Source organism: Ohtaekwangia sp. (genome assembly GCF_036568665.1).
Lineage (GTDB): Bacteria > Bacteroidota > Bacteroidia > Cytophagales > Cyclobacteriaceae > Ohtaekwangia.
The window spans coordinates 1-10,056 of record NZ_DATCSD010000451.1 but is presented as its reverse complement, the minus strand read 5'-3'; the positions used below and the strand labels follow the sequence as shown (position 1 = coordinate 10,056).

The 10,056-nt window shown below is 44.9% G+C and carries 8 protein-coding genes; 3 read left to right on the top strand and 5 right to left on the bottom strand.

What is annotated here, in order from left to right:
* Both VIN08_RS26720 and VIN08_RS26715 read right to left on the bottom strand, forming a co-directional pair.
* Positions 1–1,365 (bottom strand): magnesium chelatase (locus VIN08_RS26720; RefSeq protein ID WP_331972345.1); only part of this gene is annotated, 1,365 nt, incomplete at its 3' end.
* Positions 1,366–1,404: 39 nt separating this feature from the next.
* Complete coding sequence (locus tag VIN08_RS26715) at positions 1,405–2,502, bottom strand: vWA domain-containing protein (protein ID WP_331972342.1); 1,098 nt, start codon at positions 2,500–2,502, stop codon at positions 1,405–1,407.
* Positions 2,503–2,670: 168 nt separating this feature from the next.
* Here VIN08_RS26715 and VIN08_RS26710 point away from each other — a divergent pair, with 168 nt between their 5' ends.
* Complete coding sequence (locus tag VIN08_RS26710) at positions 2,671–2,799, top strand: hypothetical protein (protein WP_331972339.1); 129 nt, start codon at positions 2,671–2,673, stop codon at positions 2,797–2,799.
* An 87-nt stretch (positions 2,800–2,886) separates the two neighbouring features.
* Here the strand turns inward: VIN08_RS26710 and VIN08_RS26705 are convergent, their stop codons facing one another.
* From VIN08_RS26705 to VIN08_RS26695, 3 genes are all read right to left on the bottom strand, one after another.
* Positions 2,887–3,510: a sterol desaturase family protein gene (locus tag VIN08_RS26705; RefSeq protein ID WP_331972337.1), complete on the bottom strand. Its 624-nt coding sequence runs from the start codon at positions 3,508–3,510 to the stop codon at positions 2,887–2,889.
* A gap of 64 nt (positions 3,511–3,574) precedes the next feature.
* Positions 3,575–4,717, bottom strand: a complete 1,143-nt coding sequence (bshA, locus tag VIN08_RS26700; RefSeq protein WP_331972348.1) for an N-acetyl-alpha-D-glucosaminyl L-malate synthase BshA — start codon at positions 4,715–4,717, stop codon at positions 3,575–3,577.
* Between the two features lie 76 nt (positions 4,718–4,793).
* Positions 4,794–7,691, bottom strand: coding sequence for a serine hydrolase (locus VIN08_RS26695; protein ID WP_331972334.1), 2,898 nt, complete (start codon positions 7,689–7,691; stop codon positions 4,794–4,796).
* Positions 7,692–7,861: 170 nt separating this feature from the next.
* Here VIN08_RS26695 and mutL point away from each other — a divergent pair, with 170 nt between their 5' ends.
* Together mutL and VIN08_RS26685 are read left to right on the top strand one after the other, a co-directional pair.
* The gene (mutL, locus tag VIN08_RS26690) at positions 7,862–9,676 is read left to right on the top strand and encodes a DNA mismatch repair endonuclease MutL (RefSeq protein ID WP_331972331.1); all 1,815 of its coding nucleotides are present in this window, start codon (positions 7,862–7,864) and stop codon (positions 9,674–9,676) included.
* A gap of 48 nt (positions 9,677–9,724) precedes the next feature.
* A partial coding sequence (locus tag VIN08_RS26685) for a rhomboid family intramembrane serine protease (RefSeq protein WP_331972328.1) occupies positions 9,725–10,056 on the top strand: 332 nt, incomplete at its 3' end.

The following is a 10,056-nucleotide window of genomic DNA, read 5'->3' as shown; positions in this document are numbered from 1 at the left end:
GGCAAATTCCATCAGGAATAATTTTGTGGCAGCATCCTGATTCTTATGAAAATCATTTACCAGTTCGCTAAGACCCGGCACTGACTTTAATGCTTTTTCAAAATCACCTTGTGTCATAGTGTGCAGCAAGTCAACCGTGTTGCCTTCACCAAACCAGTCGGATACTTTTTTATATGGGCTCTTCTCTTTCTGTTTTCTGAATTTATCCGGATCAGGAAAGTAATTTATAAACTGTGTACGCAATGCTTTACCGATCAGGTTCTGCGCTACTATACCCGGGCCTTCCTGTTCGCCTTCGTATACTAATTCTACTTTACCGGTTATAGCAGGAACAACTCCTATAAAATCGCTGATGCGTATCGCTGTATTCTTCTCGCGATTGATAATACTTCTGCGCTCAGCAGCTGCTACGAGATTTTCATACGCTGATATAGTAAGGCGTGCTGATACACCACTCTTGGCATCTACATATTCGCTCTTGCGTGCTTCAAACGCGATCTGCTCGATCAGGTCTTTGGCAATTTCATTTACCGATACAATGGAGCGCTGTATATCTTTTAGTCGTGCTTCCTGTTGGGTAATGCGCTTGCCTATATCCAGTGTTTTCGGATAGTGTGTAATGATCTGGCTATCGATCCGGTCTTTCAAAGGAGTCACTATACTTCCGCGATTGGTATAGTCTTCCGGGTTTGCCGTAAATATAAACTGTATATCCAGGGGCATGCGTATTTTAAAGCCGCGTATCTGTATGTCACCTTCCTGCAAAATGTTAAACAACGCTACCTGTATACGCGCTTGCAGGTCGGGCAATTCATTAATAACAAAAATGCTGCGGTTAGAGCGTGGTATCAATCCGAAGTGAATTACGCGCTCATCTGAGTATGGTAATTTTAATGTGGCTGCTTTAATCGGATCTACATCTCCGATCAGGTCGGCTATAGATACATCCGGAGTTGCCAGTTTTTCGGTATAGCGTTCATCGCGATGGAGCCATGCTATAGGTGTAGCATCGCCAAGTTCAGCCACCAGATCACGCCCAAAACGTGAGATAGGATCCAGCGGATCGTCATTCAATTCAGAACCTTCTATATAGGGTATATATTCATCGAGCAGATGAACCATGAGTCGGGCGAGTCTCGTTTTAGCCTGACCGCGTAAACCTAATAAGTTTACATCGTGCCCGGCCAGTATAGCCCGCTCCAGGTCGGGTATAACCGTCTCTTCATATCCCCAGATGCCTTCAAATACAGTTTCTTTTTTGCTGAGCCGTGCAATCAGGTTTTCGCGAAGTTCTTCTTTGATAGAGCGAGCCGTATAGCCCGCTTTCTTCAACTCACCAAGAGTCTTAATGGATGTAGAATACATATATATAGTCTAAGATGTAAAAGCCGTTTGCTCGGCCGATTATAAGTTCTTTGTTCTGTTGCGCTTGAAGTCTTCAAACACGAGGTTGCCTAATCCTTCCAGGCTGCTATAGTAAGCATTGCCATTGTTGGCCTTTGTAAAATCACGCACAAACGACTTCAGGTACGGGTCGGTGGCAATCATAAAAGTAGTTACCGGAATTTTTAGTTTCCGTAATTGTCCTGCCAGATTTAGGGTAGTACTCAAAATTTTTTGGTCGAGGCCGAAAGCATTTTTATAGTATTTGATGCCTTGTTTGATGCAGGTGGGTTTGCCATCGGTAATCATAAAGATCTGCTTGTTGGCATTCTTGCGTCTGCGCAAAATATCCATGGCGAGTTCCAAACCTGCAACTGTGTTGGTGTGATACGGACCAACCTGCAAATACGGAAGGTCTTTGATCTCGATCTGCCATGCATCATCGCCAAACACCAATACATCCAATGTATCTTTCGGATATTTCTTAGTGATGAGTTCGGCCAATGCCATTGCTACTTTCTTGGCGGGGGTGATGCGGTCTTCTCCGTATAGTATCATGGAGTGCGAGATGTCGATCATGAGAACTGTGGAGGTCTGCGTTTTATACTCACTCTCCATCACTTCCAGGTCTTCTTCGGTCATGAAGAAATTATCAAGACCGTGATTGATCTGTGCATTGCGCAGCGAATCGGTTACCGAGATCTGTTCGAGTGTATCCCCGAACTCGTAATCTCTTCGTTCTGTCGTTTGTTCATCGCCACGGCCGCTGTGCGATGTATTGTGTTCGCCTTGTTTTGTTTTTTTAAGCTTGCCAAAAATTTCTTCCAGGGCCGATTGCCGTAAGTTTTGTTCGCTCTTGGCTTTCAGTTTAAATTCACCTTTTGGTCCTTCGTCTGTGATGTAGCCATCACGCTTTAAATCTTCTATAAAATCGCCAATGCCATACTGGCCATTGGTAAGGTTATACTGGCGATCTACCTCCGTTAACCACTGTAGCGCCTCCGAAACATTTCCGGAGGTGATCAATACAAGCTGCATGAAAATCTTCAGCAGCTTATCAAAATCACTCTTGGCCTGGTCTTGTGGAGGTGTGTATTGTGAGAATCTGTATCCGAGCATAGCATATTAAGGTATAATTCTCTAAACCATTAATTTCGACTTTCTGTTTCTCCTTCAAAATTTAATTTCCTGAAAGATTCTTGGTTCGCGTAAGGATTCTGCCAGAAACGAAAAATACCGTTGAATCGACATGGGTATCTTTGAATAACAATTTAACCAAACTTTGTTATGAAAAAGTCTGTAGCTGCTTTCGTTTTATTGGCTGTAACTCTCTCATCCTGTGGTTTCCACACGTGCCCTACGTATGCCAAGAAGGTTCAGAAAAAGGACACAACTTCTAAGGCGGCACGCATTTAAGCATCACGTTCGTACTCATTAACCTAAACAAATAAAGAAGCCATCCTGAAAGGGATGGCTATTATTTTTTACATCGGTTATCAAATCTTACGAAGATTTTTTCTCCCGCATAGTGCCGTATACATAGTCCCACAACGGAGACGATACACCAAACACTACCTCGCCATCTTTATAGTGATGCACACTGTGGTTTATCCACCAGGCTTTGAATATATTCTTCGGTGGTTGAAATACATGCACCATATAGTGCACCGATAAATAGGCTGCATAGCCCACCAGAAACCCTGGAAGGAAAGCAAACACCAGATCACCCATTACCAGTCTGAAGAGTAGTAATAGTATAGTCGCTATCGTTATACTCAACAGCGGAGGCATCGCGAGTCTGTCTTTATCTTTTGGAAACTCATGATGTACGCCATGCATAGTATACTGCAGCTTGGCTCTTACCTTGGTATAGGTGGGCATGTGAAAGAGATGCCGGTGTGTCATATACTCTACCCATGTGAATGACAACAGCCCGAGAAAAAACATACCGGTTGTTGCGAGTGGGCTAAGCGTTGTATGTGTTATACTCCAGTATAACAAACCGGAAGAGTATAAAAAGAATATAGTAAGTGGAATGGAGATGTGTGTGCGTGACAGCTTCTCTAACACCGGGTTTTTAAAAAGCTGCTTGGTTCCCTTGTTCTTTGGTAATACCTCTACTTCCATACCGTGTTCAACTTTTGTGCGAAATTAAAAAATCACCAGACTCTCGTACAAAATTTATTAACGTTTATACTGCTGTTTTTGCTGCAGATTTTACCAGTATTTTTTGATAATAGCTTTCGTACAAGGGTAGTATTTTAGTGATATCAAAATCTTGTGCCCGCTTCAAAGCGTTCTCTTTAAAACGTGGAAGATTATTTTTGTCTAATACAAACAAAGCCTTTCGCGTCATATCTTCTACATCACCAACCGGACTCATAAAGCCTGTAACTCCCTGCACGTTCAGTTCGGGTAGCCCACCCGTGTTGGTCGATATAACGGGCACTTCACACGCCATTGCTTCCAGTGCTGCGAGACCAAAGCTCTCTTTTTCAGAAGGCATGATAAAGAGATCGGCCACCGAGAGTACTTCTTCCACTGCTTCTAATTTACCAAGAAAACGGATATCATCACAGATGCCGAGCTCGCGGCACATACCCTCTGCGTGGTTCCGTTCCGGGCCGTCACCAATCATGAGTAATTTTGCCGGTATCTCTCTGCGGATGTTAGCAAACACCTGTATAACATCCGGTATACGTTTTACTTTTCTGAAGTTTGAGGTGTGTACAATAAGCGATTCGCCATTCGGACATATAGCTTTCTTGAAGTGATCTTTCTTTTGCTTCTTGAATTTTTCAAGATCAATGAAGTTGGGTATAACTTCTATATCATTCAGTACCTTGAAGTGCTGATATGTTTCTCTTTTCAGATCTTCTGATACGGCTGTTACTCCATCGGATTGATTAATACTAAAGGTAACAACGGGTTCGTACGACGGATCTTTCCCAACCAATGTTATATCGGTTCCGTGCAGTGTTGTTACCACCGGTATAAAGATGCCGTGTGAGCGTAAAATCTGTTTCGCCATATAGGCAGCGGAAGCATGCGGTATAGCATAGTGTACATGCAGCAGGTCGAGCCTTTCATTCTTTACAACACTTACCATTTTACTGGCAAGCGCCAGTTCATAAGGTTGAAACTCAAAGAGGGGATAAGAACGGAAGTCTACTTCGTGATAGTAAAGATTTTCGTTCAGGAAATCTAAGCGTGTTGGTTGAGAGTAGGTTATGAAATGAACTTTGTGGCCTTCCTGGGCAAGTGCTTTACCGAGCTCTGTTGCTACGACTCCACTTCCCCCGAAGGTCGGGTAGCATACAATGCCAATTTTAATTTGTTCCACTGGTGGTTGGTTTTTGTTACAACTTTAACCCGTTTCGTATACGGTTAGTTTCTGTTCTTTTGTTAATTTATTGTGAATGGCCGCAATATTCAAAGATCGATTGATAGATGACATCCTGAATACGTGAGCGGATGTTGATCGTGTTAAGTCGAGTACTTCGGTCGGGATATACTCTGTTGGATAAGAAGATATACACCAGGTTGAACGTGGGATCGATCCACATGCAGGTGCCGGTAAAACCGGTATGACCATATGTGAGAGGCGATGCTGTTAATGAGGTAGGACTATTCCATTCACTTTGCACGGGCCTGTCCCAACCGATAGCTCTGCGGCCTTTATATATCTTGGTTGAAAAGTAACGCACAGTCTCGGGTTTATAGTAATGATACCCGCCATAGTTGCCTTCCTGTAAAAGCATCTGGCCAAGCTTAACAAGGTCGCTGGCATTGCTGAACAACCCGGCATGGCCGCTCACGCCACCCATCATGGCTGCGCGCTCATCGTGCACCGTGCCGACTATCAGATGCTTCCTGTATATCTTGTCGATCTCGGTGGGAGCAATGGTTTGTGCAGAGAAATTATTATCCAATGGATTGAAGCGTGTAGTATAGGCACCCAGCGGTTCGTAAAAATTTTGATGCAAAAAATCATCGAGTGGTTGATTGAGCATACGTTCAACAATGTGTTGCATGATCATCAGTCCGAGGTCGCTATAACGGTAGGGGTATGGGGTGCGTGGTGGCTTCTCGGCCATCTTCGATTGAATGATCCACGACCACACAGAATCTTTCATTACCTGCGATCCATATAGTCCGGGCGATACCGGGAAAGGATGCTCTTTGTCGCGCACTCTGCTATAAAACTGCGGAAGAAACGTTGAGTCTTTCATCGTTTGTGGCCACATTGGTATAAATGGCGCAAGCCCCGCCTGGTGTGTGAGCATATCAATGATGGTGATATCTTTCTTGTTACTGTTGCGTAACTCCGGCAGATATACCGAGGCTTTTTTGTTGAGGTCTATAATGCCACGTTCATACATAAACATGGTTGCCTGTAAGGTAGCCGATACTTTGGTGAGCGAAGCCAGGTCATATATAGTCTGTTCGTTTACTGCCGATTTCTTTTCGTACGTGAGGAAACCAAAAGATTTATCGTATACTACTTTGCCATTGCGTGCTACCAATACCTGGCAACCGGGCGTAGCCATTGTCTTGATGGCTTCTTTGGCAATGGAGTCTATTGCTGTGAGCACGCGACTATCCATGCCGGCATCTTCCGGTATAGAATAGGTAAGGCGATTGATAGATGAATAGGTATTGCTGGCACCGGTCTTCAACTGATCGCTGATGGTCATGGGTAAAACAGCATCTGCCGGTAAGCCCCCGAAAATTACCTGTGGCACACCTTCCAGCATTTCAAGTGTATTGGTATAGGCGGTGATTACCGTAGGATATTGCCCGGCTGTTCGCAGAAATTCTTCATTGCCAAAATCGCAGAGAATTACTTCGTGTTGTGTGAGTGAAGCCAGCAATTGTTTCAGCGATGTTAACGCCTCTGGCCTCGTTTGAGGAAATACACCTATAATAAATGTGAGTTTCTCTTTGCCAGCGGCTAACCGTGCAAGCTGTGGCAGTTGATGCAAAGTATATTTATCGGCATGCACATAGTGGTTGAGGTAACGGTATAGCGCGTCCGGCTTTTGCGTGGTGTCGCTGGTAATATATACAAAACGTTTGTTGTCGAGTATAGATACAGGCAGCACGTTGTTACTATTCTTGATAACGGTGATAGCAGCCTCCTGTAACTTCTTATTCAGCAGTTGTGCCTGGGGCGCATTCAGGCGCATCAGCAGGTTGTCCGTGTTGACAGATGTTTTGTGCCACAGGCCTGCATCATACTTCGCTGCGAGTATCTTTTTAACACTGGCGTTTAATTGTTCTTCCAGAGCTTCGTCTCTGCGAACCTGTCTGCGTATTTTACGAATCGCGTTGTTTATATCTTCCGGGTATAACTGTATGTCGTTGCCGGCCTTCAGTGCATAGAGCGATGCCAGGCCTTCGCTGTTCTTTTCTTCTATCGGAGGTACTTGGCGCATATCGGCAAACGCGAGTCCCTGGTAATTCATATTCTTTCGCACCCAGCTCCCAATGAAAAGAGAAGATATAGCCTGCGATGAAAAATTATTCTTGCGCGCCAGGCTCATGTTGGTATAGAACAACGGTAACTCCGTGGTGCCGGGTATAAAACCGGTTAGGCCGCCTTCAAACAGGCGTCTGAAAGTATATACCTGCGCGGTATCAACAGCCGGCTGAACAATGGGCCATCCCTTCTGCACATCGGTAATGGTTATACCTTTTACTGGAAAATTTTTTACTACGGCCAGTACGTGCTGATCGGCCATGCCCTTCATAAAGGCCAGCGCTTTGTTGGTAATGCGAAATTTATTCTCTCCGAAAGACTGGTAGTGTAGGGTGGGCGTTGTGTTCATCTCTACCGTTGGTCCGAAGTTGAGATTCACGCCAATCATCTTCAGTTGCAGGGCTATAGCTTTGCCGAGTTCATATAGCAGCGAGTCGTTTCGTATAGCGCCCAGCACCAATGGCGAAGGATATGTTAAAGCACTGTCGAGGCTCATGCCCAATCCGCCTTCAGCATCCTGCGCAATCAGCAAAGGTATATCTGAGTCTTGCTGAAAGCCCGAGATAAGATTGGTGAGTGTTATAGGATTACCTCCGGTAACGATCAACCCGCCCACCTGTTCATTTTTAATTTTTGTACGGATGTCGCTCATGCGGGCAGCATCAGTTTGGGCGGGCACTTGTATCATAAATAACTGTCCGATCTTTCGATTGGTATTCAGTGCGTTGAATACGCTATCGACCCAGGCTTCTTTACTTTGCTGGGCGCATACGGGTATAATACAGGAGAGTGTAAGTGCGAGAAGAGCAAGAGTCTTTTTAATCATCCGGCCATGCAGTTTAAAAAATGAACGATTACGGTGAACGAGCGAAGTTAAGGCTTAAATTTTTAACGGTAAATGTCCGCGAACATTTCAACGCCTGTATCTAAAAATCTGGCGATTCCTTTTATAAAATTTGCCACCTTTGTACGTCCTTAACTTGCAGGATTGCATTCATGCCCGACATCATTCAGCTTTTACCCGATTCGATTGCTAACCAGATTGCTGCTGGTGAAGTAGTGCAGCGTCCGGCTTCTGCAGTAAAAGAGCTGATCGAGAACGCGATCGATGCAGGTGCAAAAAATATCCGGCTCATTATAAAAGAAGCTGGTAAAACATTGCTGCAGGTAATAGATGATGGAACCGGTATGTCGGAGACAGATGCGCGTATGAGCCTGGAGCGACATGCCACCTCCAAGATCCGAAAGGCCGAAGATCTTTTCTCGCTATATACTATGGGTTTTCGCGGTGAGGCGCTGGCGTCTATCGCAGCCGTGGCGCAGGTAGAAATCAAAACACGACTGGCCGATCAGGAGCTCGGCACTTGTATTGTAGTAGAAGGCTCGGAAATAAAAAAGCAGGAACCTGTTGCCTGCGAGAAAGGCACGAGCATCTCGGTTAAGAACCTGTTCTATAATATACCGGCCCGCAGAAATTTCTTAAAGTCAAACCCCGTTGAACTCAAGCATATCATTGATGAGTTTCAGCGACTGGCCCTCGCACATCCGGAGATATCATTTTCCTTTATACAAGGCGATGAGCGTATATACGACCTGCCGGCAACCAAACTGAGTCAGCGTATAGTAAATCTGTTTGGTAAATCATACCAGGAGCAACTTGCCACCTGCCAGGAAGAAACCGAGAGTGTAAAAGTTGCCGGCTACGTAGGCAAACCGGATTTTGCACGCAAGACGCGTGGCGAACAATTTCTGTTTGTGAACCAGCGGTTTATCCGTAGTAATTATCTCGGTCATGCAGTAATGAATGCCTTTGAGGGACTTATCGCGGAAAATAGTTTCCCTTTTTATGTGCTCTTCATCCAGATCGATCCGAAGCATATAGATGTAAACGTACACCCTACCAAAACCGAGATCAAGTTTGACGATGAACGCGCGGTATATGCCGTGGTGCGCGCAGCGGTGCGGCAGGCTATAGGTTCGCACAATCTTACGCCTGCTATAGATTTTAATGCGGATGTAAATTTTATCAGCAAGCTCAACAACGCTACCAGCCAATCCAAGCAGGTATATTTCGAAGAGCGGTTCAGCACAGCACTGCATCGCTCGAACAATGAGAACTGGGAAAAATTATTTGAGACACCGGAGATCAAGCCGACTATACGCCAGCAGGACGAGATTTCAACTTCTCAACCTCAAACGTTGCGTTTTGAGAGTGCAATAAATCAACCTTCACAAGCGACTGCCTCAGAAGAGCGGACGTTGTTTCAACTTCATTCGCGGTATATCGTTAAACAAGTGAGGTCGGGTATGATGATCATCGATCAGCAAGCCGCGCACGAGCGTATACTTTTTGAGAAGTTTGTAAACCAGTTGAAAAACAAATCCGCACAAAGCCAGCAGAGTTTATTTCCGCAGGCTATCACCTTTAGTGCTGCCGATTTTGCGTTAGCACTGGAGATGCAGCCCGAAATAGAAGCGCTTGGTTTTCGATTTGATGTGTTTGGTAAAAATACACTGGTAGTAAATGGTGTGCCGGCCACAGTAAATACCGGCAACGAAAAAGAATTATTCGAAGGATTGATCGAGCAGTTCAAGGTCAATCAGTCGGAGCTGGCATTGCCGCTGCAGGAGAGCCTGGCGAGAGCGCTGGCCAAACGCGCCTCGATCAAGGCCGGACAGCCGCTGATGCGCGAAGAAATGCAGGCGCTGGTAGATAGTTTGTTTGCGTGCTCTACCTCAAACTACACACCGGATGGAAAACCGACATTTTTTATTTTTGAACTGACTAAAATTGAAACCTATTTTCGATAATCCCGACATATAACTAAAACGGAAGAAGCAGATTAATTAAATTTCACTATGCTCAGACTTACACCGGTTGTTAGAAGTATCATAATTATAAATGTGATTGTTTTTATAGGCCAGATGATTGCGCCTAAAATGGATTTTGGATCGTGCTTTGGTGGTGCGGGTTTTCCGTATCAGAACGATATCATTACCGGGTTCCTCTCGATGTGGAACACGCATACCGATTGTTTTAAGCCGTACCAGCTCTTTACCTATATGTTTGTGCATGGTGGGTTTACACATATATTCTTCAACATGCTAAGCCTTGCCTTTATGGGGCCGATGCTCGAATCATACTGGGGCACCAAGCGCTTTACCATGTTCTATATGGTAACAGGTATAGG

Excerpts from the sequence above, each read along its gene's own strand:
- VIN08_RS26715 (WP_331972342.1), bottom strand. The coding sequence starts at position 2,502 with ATGCTCGGATACAGATTCTCACAATACACACCTCCACAAGACCAGGCC.
- VIN08_RS26710 (WP_331972339.1), top strand. The coding sequence starts at position 2,671 with ATGAAAAAGTCTGTAGCTGCTTTCGTTTTATTGGCTGTAACTCTCTCA.
- VIN08_RS26705 (WP_331972337.1), bottom strand. The coding sequence starts at position 3,510 with ATGGAAGTAGAGGTATTACCAAAGAACAAGGGAACCAAGCAGCTTTTT.
- VIN08_RS26695 (WP_331972334.1), bottom strand. The coding sequence starts at position 7,691 with ATGATTAAAAAGACTCTTGCTCTTCTCGCACTTACACTCTCCTGTATT.
- mutL (WP_331972331.1), top strand. The coding sequence starts at position 7,862 with ATGCCCGACATCATTCAGCTTTTACCCGATTCGATTGCTAACCAGATT.